The 15,186-nt window shown below is 73.2% G+C and carries 13 protein-coding genes; 7 read left to right on the plus strand and 6 right to left on the minus strand.

Annotated features, from left to right (window positions below; genetic code table 11):
* Position 1: 1 nt before the first annotated feature.
* On the minus strand, positions 2-1,231 hold the full coding sequence (locus AB0O29_RS10005) for an ATP-grasp domain-containing protein (RefSeq protein ID WP_365148891.1): 1,230 nt from the start codon (positions 1,229-1,231) through the stop codon (positions 2-4).
* Positions 1,228-3,579 carry a xanthine dehydrogenase subunit D gene (gene pucD / locus AB0O29_RS10010; protein ID WP_365148894.1) on the minus strand — a complete coding sequence of 784 codons (2,352 nt, stop codon included), beginning with the start codon at positions 3,577-3,579 and terminating at the stop codon, positions 1,228-1,230. Before pucD ends, AB0O29_RS10005 begins: the two co-directional genes overlap by 4 nt.
* Before the next feature lie 718 nt (positions 3,580-4,297).
* Between pucD and AB0O29_RS10015 the strand changes: the two genes are divergently transcribed.
* The 3 genes from AB0O29_RS10015 (at position 4,298) to AB0O29_RS10025 (ending at position 8,385) form a co-directional block, all read left to right on the plus strand.
* On the plus strand, positions 4,298-5,731 hold the full coding sequence (locus AB0O29_RS10015; RefSeq protein ID WP_365148897.1) for a radical SAM protein: 1,434 nt from the start codon (positions 4,298-4,300) through the stop codon (positions 5,729-5,731).
* Between the two features lie 151 nt (positions 5,732-5,882).
* Positions 5,883-7,319 carry a GuaB1 family IMP dehydrogenase-related protein gene (locus AB0O29_RS10020; protein WP_365148900.1) on the plus strand — a complete coding sequence of 479 codons (1,437 nt, stop codon included), beginning with the start codon at positions 5,883-5,885 and terminating at the stop codon, positions 7,317-7,319.
* A 49-nt stretch (positions 7,320-7,368) separates the two neighbouring features.
* Entirely contained in the window at positions 7,369-8,385 is a 1,017-nt protein-coding gene (locus tag AB0O29_RS10025; RefSeq protein ID WP_365148903.1) for a helix-turn-helix transcriptional regulator, read from the plus strand.
* Between the two features lie 52 nt (positions 8,386-8,437).
* On the opposite strand, the gene AB0O29_RS10030 is transcribed toward AB0O29_RS10025, so the two are convergent.
* Positions 8,438-8,773, minus strand: coding sequence for a hypothetical protein (locus tag AB0O29_RS10030; protein ID WP_365148906.1), 336 nt, complete (start codon positions 8,771-8,773; stop codon positions 8,438-8,440).
* Positions 8,774-9,127: 354 nt separating this feature from the next.
* Here AB0O29_RS10030 and AB0O29_RS10035 point away from each other — a divergent pair, with 354 nt between their 5' ends.
* Positions 9,128-10,225 (plus strand): DUF1152 domain-containing protein, encoded by a 1,098-nt coding sequence (locus AB0O29_RS10035; protein WP_365148909.1) that lies wholly within the window; start codon positions 9,128-9,130, stop codon positions 10,223-10,225.
* 9 nt (positions 10,226-10,234) lie between these two features.
* Here AB0O29_RS10035 and AB0O29_RS10040 read toward each other — a convergent pair whose 3' ends face one another.
* Both AB0O29_RS10040 and AB0O29_RS10045 read right to left on the minus strand, forming a co-directional pair.
* A complete protein-coding gene (locus tag AB0O29_RS10040) occupies positions 10,235-10,882 on the minus strand; it encodes a response regulator transcription factor (RefSeq protein WP_365148912.1) in 648 nt (215 codons plus the stop codon).
* On the minus strand, positions 10,873-12,141 hold the full coding sequence (locus AB0O29_RS10045) for a histidine kinase (RefSeq protein ID WP_365148915.1): 1,269 nt from the start codon (positions 12,139-12,141) through the stop codon (positions 10,873-10,875). The genes AB0O29_RS10040 and AB0O29_RS10045 overlap by 10 nt, the downstream gene beginning before the upstream one ends.
* A gap of 148 nt (positions 12,142-12,289) precedes the next feature.
* Between AB0O29_RS10045 and AB0O29_RS10050 the strand changes: the two genes are divergently transcribed.
* The 3 genes from AB0O29_RS10050 (at position 12,290) to AB0O29_RS10060 (ending at position 14,179) form a co-directional block, all read left to right on the plus strand.
* Positions 12,290-12,763, plus strand: coding sequence for a hypothetical protein (locus AB0O29_RS10050; RefSeq protein WP_365148918.1), 474 nt, complete (start codon positions 12,290-12,292; stop codon positions 12,761-12,763).
* 82 nt (positions 12,764-12,845) lie between these two features.
* Positions 12,846-13,514, plus strand: coding sequence for a nucleotidyl transferase AbiEii/AbiGii toxin family protein (locus AB0O29_RS10055; protein ID WP_365148921.1), 669 nt, complete (start codon positions 12,846-12,848; stop codon positions 13,512-13,514).
* A 62-nt stretch (positions 13,515-13,576) separates the two neighbouring features.
* A complete protein-coding gene (locus AB0O29_RS10060; RefSeq protein WP_365148923.1) occupies positions 13,577-14,179 on the plus strand; it encodes a DinB family protein in 603 nt (200 codons plus the stop codon).
* 57 nt (positions 14,180-14,236) lie between these two features.
* Here the strand turns inward: AB0O29_RS10060 and AB0O29_RS10065 are convergent, their stop codons facing one another.
* Positions 14,237-15,154, minus strand: coding sequence for a DMT family transporter (locus AB0O29_RS10065; RefSeq protein WP_365148926.1), 918 nt, complete (start codon positions 15,152-15,154; stop codon positions 14,237-14,239).
* Between the last annotated feature and the right edge of the window lie 32 nt (positions 15,155-15,186).

Here is a 15,186-nt window from a genome sequence, read left to right on the forward strand (position 1 = left end):
ACTACTCCAGTTCGATGGTGAGGTTGGCGACGGCGGCGTCGGCCGCGCGGTTGACCTTCTGCGGGGTGGCGGCGGTGAGCATCACGTAGCCGACCCGGCCGTCGTTGTCGCCGGGGCCGCGGACCTCTTCGTCGGGCTGCGGGTAGACGGCGATGCGGTGGACCTGCGGGGAGCGGACGACCCCGTCGATGCTGCGGAAGCGGCCGGCCCGGGGCGGTACGAAGAAGCGGATGGCGGCGGCCCGGTCGGCGCGCGGCGTGAGGTCGGGCTCGATGCCGAGGGCGACCTCGATCCAGGCGCGGGCCTCGTCGACGCCGCGGGCGAGCCGGATCAGCTCGGGCACCCGGTCTCCGGGCAGCCGCGCCCCCACCTCGATGATCTTCGCGCCGCCCCCGGGCAGCAGCTTCAGCTCGGTGTGGGCCACGCCGTCGGTGATGCCGAGGGCGCGGACGGCCAGGGCGGTGGTCTCGTACAGGGTGGCGGTGTCGGTGTCGTCGAGGGCGGCCGGGACGGTCTGGCCGGTCTCGGCGCGGAAGACCCCGTCGGTGGTGAACTTCTGCACCACCGTGAGGGGGGTGATCCGCCCTTCGAAGACGACGCTCTCGACGCTGTACTCGACGCCTTCCACGTACTCCTGGACGAGGACGGTGGTGTCGAGGGGGAAGCCGTGCGGGGACTCGTACGGCCAGGCCCGGGCGGCGGCGAACGCGGCCGGCAGTTCGGCGGGGCCCCGGATCACCGAGACGCCCCAGGAGCCGGCCTGTTCGGCGGGCTTGACCACGACGGGGTAGGTCAGGCCGCTCGCGGCGAGGAGGGCGGCGGCCGTCTCGTGGTCCTCGGCGAGGAGCGTGCGGGGTGCGGGCACGCCGTGCTCGGCGAAGAGCGCGGCCATGACGCGCTTGTTGCGGCAGCCGTCGGCGCGTTCGGGGTCGTTGCCGGGCAGGCCCAGGTCGGCGGCGAGCCGGGCGGCCAGCGGGGTGAGGAACTCCCAGCAGCCGACGACCGCGGCGACGCCTTCGGCGCGGGCGTAGTCGGCGAGTTCCCGCCGGGCCGCCGCCGGGTCGGAGAAGTCGGTGAAGACCACCGACGTGATCTTGTCCTTGACCGCCGGGGCGTAACACTCGTAGATCTCCGGGTGGGTGGCGACGACGATCTCGACGCCGAGGTCCCGGCCCGCGTCCAGCAGGCTCTCCGCGGCTCCCATGGCCTCGACGAGCAGCACCTTCCTCATGCCGGCACCCCTTCGGTCCGCTCGCCCAGGGCGATGTCGTGGGGGCGCAGCGGGATGCGGGTCAGGGCGAGCCCGGTGGCGGCGCGGACGGCCGAGACGATGGCGGGGGTGGCGGAGAGGGTGGGCGCCTCCCCCGCGCCCCGTACGCCGTACGGCGCGTGGGGGTCGGGGTGTTCGACGAGGCGCAGCCGCATCCGCGGCACGTCGAGGGCGGTGGGGATCAGGTAGTCGGTGAAGGAGGCGTTCTGGACCCTGCCCCCGTCGAGGACGATCTCCTCCATCAGGGCGAGCCCCAGCCCCTGTGCGGAGCCGCCGTGGATCTGGCCCTCCAGCCCGCCCCGGTTGATGACGCGGCCGACGTCCTGGACGGCGTCCAGCGCGACCACCCGGACCAGGCCGAGTTCGGCGTCGACGTCGACGACGGCCCGGTGGACGCACATGATGAGCTGGACGTGCGAGTCGCCGAGGCCGGTGAGGGGGTCGACGGCGCTCGTGGGCCGGTGGTGGTATTCGCGGGTGACGTCCACGCTCCGCCCGTCCAGCACCTCGGCGAGGTCGGCGAGGACGCCGTCGCGCCGGGAGACGAGCTTGCCGCCTTCGACGGAGAGGTCGTCGCCGGGGCGGTCGCTGAGCCCCAGGCGGCGGGTGGCCAGCCGGAAGAGCTCCTCGCGGGCCGCCTCGCAGGCGGCCTTCACGGCGCCGCCGGTCATGTAGGTCTGGCGGGAGGCGGAGCTGCCCCCGGAGTCGCCGACGGAGGTGTCGGCGGGCAGCAGGACGACGCGTTCGACGCCGAGTTCGGTGCGGGCGATCTGGGCCGCGACGGTGGTGAGGCCCTGGCCGACCTCGGCGGCCGCCGTGTGGAGGTGGGCGGTGAGTTCGCCGTCGGTGACGGCCAGTCGGACGCGGGCCGTCGAGTAGTCGTCGTCGCCGCCGGAGAAGCAGGCGTTCTTCATCCCGACGCCGTAGCCGACCCCCCGGACGACGCCGTCGGGGCGGGTGCTGCCGGAGAGGCCTCCGGGCAGGTCGCGCTGGTCGGCTCCGGCGGCGAGGGGCTCGGGCAGCGGGATGGCGGCGATCTCGTCGAGGAGGGAGCGGAAGGGCTGCGGGGCGTCGACCGCCTGGCCGTTGGCGATGCGGGAGCCGGCGGTGATCGCGTTGATCCTGCGGATCTCCAGCGGGTGCATGCCGAGCTCGGCGGCGAGCCGGTCCATCATCGACTCGTACGCGAAGCAGCCCTGGACGCCGCCGAAGCCGCGCATCGCGCCGCAGGGCGGGTTGTTGGTGTAGACCCCGTACACGTCGACCTCGACGTGGGGGACCTCGTACGGGCCCAGGCACAGCGAGGAGCCGATGCCGACCACGCCGGGGGTCGCGGAGGTGTACGCGCCGCCGTCGAAGACGATCTCCACGTCGGCGTAGACGAGCCGGCCGTCCCGGGTGGCGCCGTACTCGTAGCGCATCTGCGCGGGGTGGCGGTGGACGTGCCCGAGGAAGGACTCGTCGCGGCCGTACGACATCTTCACCGGGCGGTCCGTGGCCAGCGCCAGCAGCGCCATGTGGATCTGGACGGAGAGGTCCTCGCGCCCGCCGAAGGCCCCGCCCACCCCGGCCAGCGTCAGCCGGACCCGGTCCTCGGGCAGCCCGAGGACCGGCACGATCTGCCGCTTGTCGTGGTGCAGCCACTGGGTGGACACGTAGAGGTCGATGCCGCCGTCCCCGTCGGGCACCGCCATGCCCGACTCGGGGCCGAGGAACGCCTGGTCCTGCATGCCGATCTCGAACTCGGCGCGGACCACGACGAGGTCGTCGCGGCGCCGGGCGGCCTCGGTGTCCCCCGAGCGGATGGGCTGGTGGCGTACGAGGTTGCCCTGCGGGTGGAGGCTCGGCCGGTCCGGGTCGAAGGCCGCCAGTCTGGGGTCGGTGAGGGGCTCGCGGACCTCGTACTCCACCTCGATCAGCGCGAGGGCCCGCCGGGCGGTCTCCGGGTGGTCGGCGGCGACCAGGGCGACGGGCTCGCCCTGGTAGCGCACCTCGTCGAGGGCGAGGACGGGCTGGTCGCGGCGCTCCAGGCCGTAGAACTTGCTGCCGGGCACGTCCTCGTGGGTGAGTACCGCGAAGACCCCGGGCAGTTCACGCGCCCGGGAGGGGTCGAGCGAGAGGATGCGGGCGCTGGGGTGCGGGCTGCGCAGCGTGGCGCCCCAGAGCATGCCCTCGGCGCTCAGGTCCGAGGAGTAGGCGAACGAGCCGCGGACCTTCTGCGCGCCGTCCGGGCGCGGGGGTGTGCCGCCGATCCCGACGGCCTGGTGCACGGCTACCGCCTCGGGGGCGCCCCATGGCGTTGGACTCACGAGAAAACCTCATCCACGAAGTTGGTGTCCCGGCCCCGGGCATGGCTGCGCCGGCCCCCGGGCGTACTCGGGGCGCCAGGGGGCAGCGGCCGGAGCCGATGCGGGGTGCCGGTAGGGCGGAAGAGGGCCGGCGGCCCGGTGGCGCTGCCGTCAACTCACGGCGCGCGCAGGCCTGTTGACCCGGATCAAAGGTGGTGACGGACGCTCAGGAACCCTCGCGGGGCGGTGGGGCCCCGCAGCGTCGCGTGGACGTGTGGATGGATCTCTCCCGGCCCTCCGGCCGGGGTCGCGCCGCCTCTGCTCCAGGCGTCAACGACCGTGCTACATGCCTCATTTGAACCCCCGTTCAGTGCATGAGCCAGTGACGCTAGTGCCGTGGCGGGGTGCCGGTGGAGCCGGGAACCAAAGATCTCACCCACCAAGACAATCTTGTGGGTTCCGCCAACCGGGGGGCCGGAATGTCGATGCACGTTTGTGCGAAACGGGCCTGCCGTTCGGCCCGAAATTCCCTATCTACTTATTGCAGCGTCCGTCCCGGCCTTGTTTCTGCGCCCTGAATGCGTGAACGGTCAGGGGTTTTTCGGCGGATCGCGTTGCCGCGGGGGCGCCGCAATTACATGAGGAGGCCGAGCCTCCGTTCCTTCGTTTTCGGATCCACGACACACGCCCCTGTCGCCTGCTGCCCGGATCTCGCACACCGCACTTAAGGAACACCACGTTGAGCGCAATTCGCGATGAGCTCGCACGCCACATCGAGCAGGGCGTCATTCCGCCTTTCAACTACGCGTACCCTTCGCGTAGCGCCTACCGGCCCCTCGACGGGGCCTGGAACATCAAGGACATCTGGGACGAGGACCTGAAACGGCATCCCGTTCCGGAACTGAATCTCTACCTGCACGTCCCCTTCTGTCGGTACAAGTGCGGGTTCTGCAACCTGTACACCGTCATTTCCGAGGACATGGACGTGTACGACGCGTACATGAACGCGCTGTGCACCCAGATCCGCGACCACTCCGAGATCATCCAGGCCCGCCGGCTGCGCACCATCTACATCGGCGGCGGGACGCCCAGCCTGTTGAGCCCGCGCCACTTCGAGCAGCTCTTCGCCACCTTCGACGAGGTGTACCCGAACTGGCGCAGCACGGTGGAGGAGGTGGCGATCGAGGCCACCCCGGACTCCATCGTCAAGGAGCCCGAAACCCTGGAGCGCCTCATCGCGATGGGCCTCACCCGGGCCAACATCGGCATCCAGTCGCTGGTCCCGGCGGAGATCCGGGAGGCCGGCCGGGGGCAGGCGAACGAGAAGGTCATCCGCGAGGCCATCGAGATCATCCGCGAGAAGCAGCTGCCCAACCTGAGCACCGACCTGATCATGGGCTTCGCCGGGCAGACCCCGGAGAGCTGGCGGCACTCCGTCGACGAGCTGGTGGCGCTGGCCCCCGAGACGATCAGCACCTACTTCCTCACGGTGCGGCCGGACGCCTGGTTCTCCAAGACCGGGTCCTACCAGTACATGTGGAACCCGGACCTCTACGAGCGCTACGACTACGCGAACGCCAGGTTCCGCGAGGCCGGCTACGTGCAGGAGTCCAACGTCCGCTACAAGAAGCTCGGCCGCGGCGGCTACCAGCAGAAGGTCCTCACCTTCCACGGCGTGCCCCTGCTGGGCCTCGGCGCCGGCGCCCGAAGCTACACCAGCTCGGTCGACTACATGGTCGGCAACGTGAAGCCGAGCCTCGGCGAGGTCGCGGACTACATCAAGCAGGCCCTGGCCCACGAGCTGACCCCGCAGACGGGCTTCGTCCTCGACGACGAGGAGATCATCCGCAAGCGGCTGGTCCTGGACACCTTCGACCTCGACCTGCACGAGCTGGACCGCTTCGGCTACCAGGAGAAGGCGCACCTCTTCGAGCCGGTCCTGGGGGCCGCCGAGGAACTCGGCCTGCTGCGCCGGCTGCCGACCGACCGCGTCCAGCTCACCGCCGACGGATTCAAGTACCGGGACGTCCTCTCCTGGATGTTCTTCTCGAAGAACGTCATCGAACTGGACCGCGAGTACTACGAGCGGCTGCACCAGCAGAACAAGCGCGCCCAGAAGCACATGGGCGGCGAGCCGATCCGCATCTCCGGCCTGAAGACCGCCGGCGCCTGACCCTTCCCCTTCGGCAGCGGCCGATTCCCACCGACCCCGGTGCCCACCCGCCCACACCACGCGGGTGCCACCGGGGCGGTGGTGCTGGCGTGCGCGGATTCGCCCGCCGGCTCCCTGTACAGCACATCGATCGATTGGCCAGGTAATTCCCATGCGGTTTCTCTCCGCACAGCCGGTTCCGCACGATCTGACGTACGACGACCTGTTCATGGTGCCGAGCCATTCGGCCGTCGGATCCAGAATGTCGGTGGACCTTTCGACCTCCGATGGAACCGGAACAACAATTCCGCTCGTCGTGGCCAATATGACCGCGGTTTCCGGCCGCAGGATGGCCGAAACCGTGGCCCGCCGCGGCGGAATGTGCGTGATTCCGCAGGACCTCCCCGCCGATGTCGTCGCCGATGTGGTCCGGTGGGTCAAGAGCCGTCATCTCGTCCACGACACCCCCGTCGTCCTCACCCCCGAGGCGACGGTGGCCGAGGCCCTGTCGCTGCTGCCGAAGCGCGCGCACGACGCCGTCGTGGTCGTCGAGGCGGACCGGCCCGTCGGCATCGCCACCGAGAAGGACCTCCAGGGCGTCGACCGCTTCACACGGCTGCGCGAGGTGATGTCCCAGGACCTCCTCACCCTCCCCGAGGACGTGGCCCCGCGCGCCGCGTTCGACCTGCTGCACGAGGGCCGCCACCGGCTCGCTCCCGTCATCGACGGCCACGGCCGCCTCACCGGCGTCCTCACCCGGGCCGGGGCCCTGCGGGCCACCGCCTACCGGCCGGCCGTCGACGCCCGGGACCGGCTGCGGATCGCCGCGGCCGTGGGCATCAACGGGGACGTGGCGCTGAAGGCCAAGCAGCTCCTGGAATCCGGCGCCGACGTCCTCGTCGTCGACACCGCCCACGGCCACCAGGAGAAGACCCTGGAGGCCCTGCGCACGGTGCGCGCCCTGGACCCCGGGGTTCCGGTGGTCGCCGGGAACGTGGTGACGGCCGCCGGGGTCCGCGACCTCGTCGAGGCCGGGGCCGACATCGTCAAGGTCGGCGTGGGGCCGGGCGCCATGTGCACCACCCGGATGATGACCGGGGTGGGCCGCCCCCAGTTCTCGGCGGTCCTCGAATGCGCCGAGCAGGCCCGCGCACTGGGGAAGCACGTCTGGGCCGACGGCGGGATCCGCCACCCGAGGGACATCGCGCTCGCCCTGGCCGCCGGCGCCTCCAACGTGATGATCGGGTCGTGGTTCGCGGGGACCCACGAGTCCCCCGGCGACATCCACCTCGACGGCGAAGGCCGCCGCTACAAGGAGAACTTCGGCATGGCCTCCGCCCGCGCCGTCCGCCACCGCACCGCCGAGGAGTCCTCCTTCGACCGGGCCCGCAAGGCCCTGTTCGACGAGGGGATCTCCACGTCCCGGATGTACCTCGACCCGCGGCGCCCCGGGGTGGAGGACATCATCGACGAGATCGTGGCCGGGGTGCGCAGCTCCTGCACCTACGCCGGCGCCGCCTCCCTGGAGGAGTTCCGCGAGCGTGCCGTCGTCGGCGTGCAGAGCGCGGCCGGCTACGCGGAGGGCAAGCCCCTGCACACCAGCTGGTGAGCGGGCAGCCGGCCGAGGGGCCGGGGGCGTCACACGGAAGGAGAGTGTCGTGCTGAGTGCGCTGGGCCTCGACCACGAGGCCGAGTCCGTCTACCGCGCCATGCTGGCCCGCCCCGACCTCGGCCTCGCGGGGCTCGCCGAGGAGCTGGGGCTGCCCGTCGATCGGATCCGCCGGGCCTGCGACACGCTGGCCCGGATGACCCTCATCGGCCACGGGGGCGGCGACGGCTCCGGGGTCCACGCGGTGAGCCCCGACGTCGGGCTGACCAGCCTGCTGGCCGAACGGGAGGCGGACCTGGCCGAACGCCAGCGGGAACTGGCGGTCACCAGGGCCAGCGTCGCCCGGCTGCTGTCCGACTACGACCGGCACGGCCCGGCCCGCCGCCAGGCCGATGTGCGCCTGCTGGACGGGATCGACGAAATCCGGTCCCGGATCGGCGAGTTGGCCCGTACCTGCGAGGGCGAGCTGATGGCCTTCGCCGACGGCGGGCCGCAGTCCGCGCAGACCATGGCGGCGAGCCGGCCCCTGGACGAGGAGCAGCTGGGCCGGGGCGTCCGGATGCGCACCGTCTACCTCTCCAGCATCGCCAACTCCCCGCCCACGGTGGAGTACGCGCGGTGGCTGGAGGAGCTGGGGGCGTCGGTGCGCACCGCCTCGGCGCTCCCGATGCGCATGACGATCTACGACCGGCGTACGGCGGTGGTGCCGACGGACCCCGGGGACGCCACGGCCGGAGCGCTCGTCCTGCGCGGATCCGGCCTGGTGGCGGCGTTGTGCGCGCTGTTCGAGCACGTGTGGCAGGAGGCCGTGCCGCTCGGCGGGGACGGCCGCGCGCGGCGCTCGGGCTCGGGCCTGTCGGACCAGGCGCAGGCGGTGCTGGGGCTGCTGGCCCAGGGGCACACCGATGACGTGGTCGCCCGCAGGCTGGGGGTCTCCGTACGGACCGCCCGGCGGATCACCGCGGAGCTGATGGAACGCCTCGGCGCCCGCAGCCGGTTCCAGGCGGGGGTCGTCGCGGGGGAACGCGGCTGGCTGCGGGGAGGTGACGGACCGGCCTTCCCCTGAGCGGGCCGGGGCGCGGCGGCCGCGGCGGCGCGGCCGCGTTGGGCCGCCGTCCTCAGAGGACGGCGGGCGGCCCCGGCAGCAGCGCCCGCTCGGACAGGGTGGGGACCAGGTCGGTGCCGTAGTGGCCGAGGCTCCAGCCGGAAAGCTGCCGGGCCCGGCCCAGGCACCGGCGGGACAGCCGGCCCGCGACGGCCTCCGCCTGCCCCAGCCTCGGCTGGAGGAGGAACAGCACCAGGTCCGCGCCCCGCGGATCGCAGGCGACGTACACGTGCTCCAGTCCGTCGTCCGGCCCGGCGGCCTCCCGGAGCAGGGAGGCCAGGAGCGGCTCGTCCACCTGGGCGGAACGGCTCGCGCAGCCCGCCTCCAGGCGCGTCGTGACGAGGTACACGGCTCAGCCCCAGCCGTTGGTCGCGGCGACCGCCCCGGTGACGGGCGAGGAGTTGCTCATGAACGTCCCCTGTCTGTACGTGCGCGGGCCCTTTCCGGCCCTCGAATTCTCACCGCCGGGCGACACCCTGTCAGCGGCCCGGGCTGTCAGGGTCCTGCCATGGCAACGTCATGCCCGCCCCACCGGCCCCACGCGTCAAGGCAGTTGACCGCCGTCAGGGACCTGCCAGGGCAGGACTCTGCCACCGCCTTCCGTCGACTTCCCCGCGGGCCGGCGGCAAGACTCGGGGGATCGGAAAGGCAGCGCCCGCGACCACGGAGGGCGCCGGTCGGCCCACGGGCCGGGGGGAAGGTCATGACTCAGCTTCTGATCGCCGCGGGCGGCGGCGGGGACGTTATCGGCACGACTCTGGTGCACGGCGCGCTCAGCGGCGACGAGCCCGCCGTCGTCCTCTCCTATTCGTGGGAGCGCCTCGTGGTGGACCCGGTCCCGGGGCCCCGCTCCGAACGCGACTTCACCGGACTGCGCCCGCTGACCCGCGGGGTCAGTGAGATCCTCGCGAGCAGCGCCGCCATCGCCCCCGCCGGCTCCACCCTGCCCCGCCTCGCCGGGGACCTCCCCGTCACCCTGGGCCTGCTCGACCCCTACCGCGGGGTGCGGGGCCTCGCCCGCCAGATCGCGCGGACGGCACGGCACTTCGGCGTGGACGAGGTGAAGATCGTCGACGTCGGCGGAGACGTCTTCGCCCGGGGCGACGAGCCCACGCTGCTGAGCCCGCTCCCCGACGCCCTGGCCGTCGCCGCCTGCGCCACCGCCGGGATCAAGGCCGACGTGTACCTCGCGGGGCCCGGCCTGGACTGCGAGGTCCCCGAGCGGGACCTGCTCCCGGACCTGGGCGAGGACCACCTCACGCTCACCGCGGAGCACACCCGCCTCGTCGACCACGTCTTCGAATGGCACCCCTCGGAGGCGAGCGCCCTCCTGGCCGCCGCCGCCCGCGGCCTGCGCGGCAGTTGCGTCGTACGGGACACCGGCCTGCCCGTGGAGATCTCCGACGCGAGCGCCCGCGTCTACCGCATCAGCGCGGAACGAGTCCTCGCGCGCAACCGCCTGGCCCGCGGGCTCCACCTCTCGGGCAACGCCGACCTGGCCGCCGCCGAACGCCTCAGCCTGGAGGTCTGCGGGTTCTCCGAGCTCCAGCGCGAACGCGACCGCGCCCTCCTGATGAACGGCGCCGGCACCCCGGAAGGTTCCGTCGAGGAGGCGCTGCGCGGGATCGACGCCTGGCTCGAACGCCTCCGGGACCGGCACGGCGAGGCCCGCTACGTCACCTTCCGCGCCGCGGCCGAGGGCCTCGGCCTCACCGGCGCCGCCGCCCACGCCCTGCGCAGCCGGCTGATCGTCGAACGCCCCCGCCAGTACGCGGCCCCCCTGCTCGCCGTCGCGGGCTAGGCCGTCTAGCTACCGCTCGTTGAGGTAGGCCAGGACGGCGCGGACGCGGCGGTTGGTGTCGTCGTCGTCGGTGATGCCGAGCTTCCCGAACAGGGAGGTCGTGTACTTGCCGATGGCGCCCTCGCTGAGGAACAGCCGGCGCGCGATCGCCTGGTTGGACAGGCCCTCGGCCATCAGCCCCAGGACGGAGTGCTCGCGCTCGGTGAGCCGGGCCAGCCCCCGGTCGGGGGCGCCGCCGGACAGCAGCTTCGCGATGACGGCCGGGTCCATGGCGGTGCCGCCCGCCGCGACCCGTTCCAGGGAGCCGATGAACTGCTCGGCGTCGAACACGCTCTCCTTCAGCAGGTAGCCGACGCCGCCGGTGCCGTCGGCCAGCAGCTCGCGGGCGTAGAGCTGCTCCACGTGCTGGGAGAGGATCAGGACGGGCAGGCCCGGGATCTCCGCGCGGGCGGTGAGCGCCGCGCGCAGGCCCTCGTCCGACTGGGTCGGGGGCATGCGGACGTCGATGACGGACGCGTCCGGGCGGTGCGTCCGCAGGACGTCGAGGGTCTCGGGCCCGGTGGCGGCCGTGGCCACCACCTCGTGCCCGAACGCCTCGATCAGGCGGACCATCCCGTCGCGCAGGAGGTAGAGGTCTTCGGCTACGGCTATTCGCATGGCACGGCCATCCTGACACGGGTCGGGCCGCCGGAGGGACTGGTGACCGCGAACGTGCCGTCGAAGACGGCGAGTCGGCGGCCCAGGCCGGCGAGCCCGCCGCCGGGCCGGACGTCGGCCCCGCCCCGCCCGTCGTCCTCGACCTCGACGACGACGCCCGTGTCGTCCCGGGTGAGGGAGACGTGCGCGCGGGCCGCCCCGGCGTGCTTGACCGCGTTGGTGAGGAGTTCGGCGACGCCGAAGTAGAGGGCGGACTCGATCGGCGGGTCCAGCCGCAGCGGACCGTCCGCCCGGACGGCCACGTCGAGGGGGACGTCCAGCGCCAGCGCCCGGACGGCGTCGACGAGCCCGCGCTCGCTGAGGACCGGCGGGCTGATGCCCCGGATGAGCTCGCGGAGTTCGGTCAGCGAGGCGGCCGCCCCGGCCCGCGCCTCCCGCATCAGCGCCTTCGCCTGCGCCGGGTCCCGGTCCATCAGCGCCTCGGCGGTGGCCAGGGAGAGCCCGAGCGCGACGAGGCGGGCCTGGGCGCCGTCGTGGAGGTCCCGCTCGATCCGGCGGATCTCGGCGGCCTGCGCGACGGTGGCGTCGGCGCGCTGGGAGGTCAGCTCGTCCACCCGCTCCGCCAGCGCCATCTTGGGCGAGGGGCCCAGGAAGCGGACGGCCACCCGGTGCAGGGAGCGCCAGGCGTACGGGCCGCAGCCGACGGCCACGGCCAGGGCGCCCGCCCCGGCCAGCCGCCCGACGGCCCCGGACCCGGCCGGCCCGACCCCGGCCGGCCCGGCCGCGGCGAAGGCCAGCGCGGCCGGCGGGAGGGCGGCGGCCAAGCCGGCGGTGAGCGGGGCCACGACGGCGAAGCGCAGGTCGCGCCAGGTGGCGGGGTCGCTCCACCACAGCCGCATCCGCTGGTCCATGACGGCGTCGCGGCGGCTGCGCTCGTAGCTGAAGCCGTTCCACCAGTAGCCGGTGGACAGCTGCATCACCGGCCCGGCCTCCCGGTACCCGCCGGGTATCTCCGTACCGGTCCAGCGTGCGACGAGCGCCCGCACCGCCCGGCAGACGGTCTGCGCCAGGGCGAGCGTGCCCGCGCAGACGATGACGGCGGGCCCGATCCACGACCACGGGTGCTCCGCCCCGCACAGCACCGCCAGCCCCACGGCGGCGGCCCACACGGCCGGGACCAGCCCGCAGACGGCGACGACCACCACCGCCCGCCACCACCCCACGCCGGCCCGTACGACCCAGTTCCCCACACGCCCCATGACTCCCCCTCGTTTCCGGTTCACCATCCCACTGTGCACCGCCCGGAGCCCGCATCACCCCAGCTCGGGGCAGGAGTGGGGCTGGCCCCACCCCCCTGTGGGGCCAGACCGATACCGGCCCCGACGGCCGCTCCGTAGCGTCATGTCCATGAAGACGAACGCGAAGAACACGCAGCAGAACACCACGACCACCAAGACCGCGACGGCCGACCCGGCCCTCCTCGACACCCCCGCCGCCCAGGCCGCGTTCGCCACGACGCGGACCACCGTCAAGGTCTACGCCGCCCTCACCACCGCCGCCCTCCTGGCGGTCGTCGCGGTCGCGGCCACCGGCCACATGGTGAACCCGTTCATGTGGACCCGGGCGGCCCTCCTCCCCCTGATCGCCCTGCTCCTCCACCGGCTGACCGCGTCAACCGCCCGCGGCTCCCACCGCGCCTTCGAACGCCTGCGCACGATCACGGTCGTCTTCCCGATCGCCATCGTCGGCGTGGACCTGATCCCGGGCGTCTGCCCCTGGTGGTACGCGGCCCTGCAGGCCCTCTGCGTCCTCCCGGCCCTCCGCATCGCCGTCACCCTGCGCGGCGCGGCCCTGCGGGCGGCCTTCCCCAAGAAGCGCTGAACGGGGCCCGGTTGATCCGGGATGCTGGGCCCATGGCACCGGCACCGACGCCCCACCCACCCGCCCGCCCGGGCTCCGCCGGGTGAACCTCACCGGCCTGCACCGCCGCCTCCTCGCCGACGTCATCACCATCGGCAGCCCGTACCCCCTGGTCCTCACGGGCGGTTACGCCGTCCAGGCCCACGGCCTCGTCGAACGGGCCAGCCAGGACCTCGACGTCGCCACCGAGAACCCCGCCCCGATGGCCGACATCGCCGCCGACCTCGCCCGGCGGCTGGCCGACGCCGGCTGGCACGTCACCGTCCTCGGGGTCGACCCCCTGTCCGCCCGGCTGATGGTCACCGACCGCGCCGACGGCGAACGGTGCGGGCTCGACGTCCTCAAGGAGAACCTCTGGGCCGCTCCCGAGCCCACCCCGTACGGCCCCGTCCTCGCCTTCGACGACGTCATCGGCACGAAGGTCCGCGCCCTCGCCGACCGGGGCGCGGTCCGCGACCTGATCGACGTCCACGCCGCCGCCCCGCACCGCACCCTGGCCGAACTCGAACGCCTCGGCCTGCGCCACGGCCGCGACGCCTTCCGCCTCGACGACCTCCGCGACCGCCTGTCCGGCGCCGACTGGTACGACGACGAGGAGTTCGCCGCGTACGGCCTGGACCCCCGGACCACCAAGACCCTCCGCACCTGGGCCCACCACTGGGCCACCACCCTCACCACAAAACTGTCCGCCACCGGCCGGGAATCCTCCTGACGAAGTGACGGACGGGCGGCCGACACCGCCGCCGCGCGGTCGCCGTGCCGGAGAATCGGGCCATGGCCACCGCACCGGATCCGAAGGCAGAGCTGCTCCGCTACCTGCAGGAGGGCCGTGACGCCCTGCTGTGGAAGCTGGAGGGCCTGCCGGACTACGACGTCCGCCGACCGCTGACGCCCACGGGCACGAACCTGCTGGGCCTGGTCAAGCACCTCGCCGGTGTGGAGCTCGGCTATTTCGGCGACACCTTCGGCCGTCCCTTCTTCACGGAAGACCCCCCGGCCTGGTGGTACACGCGGGACGCGGAACCCAACGCGGACATGTGGGCCACGGCCGACGAGTCCCGCGAGGACATCGCCGAGCTGTACCGGCGGGCCTGGGCCCATGCCGACGCCACCATCACCTCCCTGGACCTCGGCGCGACCGGCCACGTCCCCTGGTGGCCGGAGGAGCGCCGTGAGGTGACCCTGCACCACGTGCTGGTGCGGGTGATCGCCGACACCCAGCGCCACGCCGGCCACGCCGACATCCTGCGCGAACTCCTCGACGGATCCGCCGGCGAGGCGAGGGGCGGGAACAGCCTGCCGCCGGAGGACCGGACCTGGTGGGACGCCCACCGGGACCGCCTGGAGACCGTGGCCCGCACCTTCGGCGGCAACTGACCCCGCCTCACGGACACGGGCACCGGCCCCGGCGCCTTGAGCGGAGACGGCGGGCCCTCAGCGCGTCGCCGGGACCTTGCCCGTGCGCTGCCGCGGGCGGCGGCGGGAGAGGGCCACGCCCGTCAGGCAGGTCGCGCCGCCCAGGAGGGTGAGCCAGCCGGGGACCTCGTCGAGGGCGGACCAGGCGATGAGGATGACGAGGGCGGGGACCGCATAGGTCGTCGCGCCCATCCTTCCGGCCGTGGTGCGGGACAGGGCGTAGGTCCAGGTGGTGAAGGCCAGGGCCGTCGGGAAGAGGCCCAGGTAGACCATGTTGAGGGTGGCCGGCAGCGGGGCCCCGGGGAGTTGTGTGAGGAGCTGGCCGGCGAAGGGCAGGGTGCAGGCCGTGCCCACGAAGCAGCCGTACGTGGTGACCTGGATCGGGTCCGCGTACCGCAGCGCGGGCTTCTGCGAGACCACCCCGGCCCCGTAGGCGAGGGCCGCGACCACGCAGAGCAGCACTCCGGTGAGGGAGGAGCTGCCGCCCTTGGAGTTCGACATCCCCACGATGACGGCCCCGGCGAAGGAGACGCCCATCCCGGCCAGCAGCATCGGCGGGAACCCCTCCTTCAGGAGCCAGCCGCTGAGCAGGGCGATGACGAGCGGGCCGATGTTGACGACCATGGCCGCGGTGCCGGCGTCCACACCCTGCTCGCCCCAGTTCAGCGTCACCATGTACAGCCCGAACCACAGCACCCCGGACCCCAGGATCCCGGGCCAGGCCTGACGGGGCGGCGGCGGTACCCGTTTGACCAGCAGGACGACGCCCAGTGCGACGGAGGCCGTCAGGAGGCGGCCCAGCGCGAGCGCGCCGGGGCCGTAGTGCTCGGCGGACACGCGGATGGAGACGAACGCGGAGGCCCACAGCGCGACGGTGACGGATGCCGCCAGGAGGGCGCGGTGATCGATGCCGGAGGCGCCGGCCGATTGGTCCATGCGCGTCAATCTATTGATGGCTTCCGGCCTTG

The organism is Streptomyces sp. NPDC089915 (assembly GCF_040684675.1).
Taxonomy (GTDB): domain Bacteria; phylum Actinomycetota; class Actinomycetes; order Streptomycetales; family Streptomycetaceae; genus Streptomyces.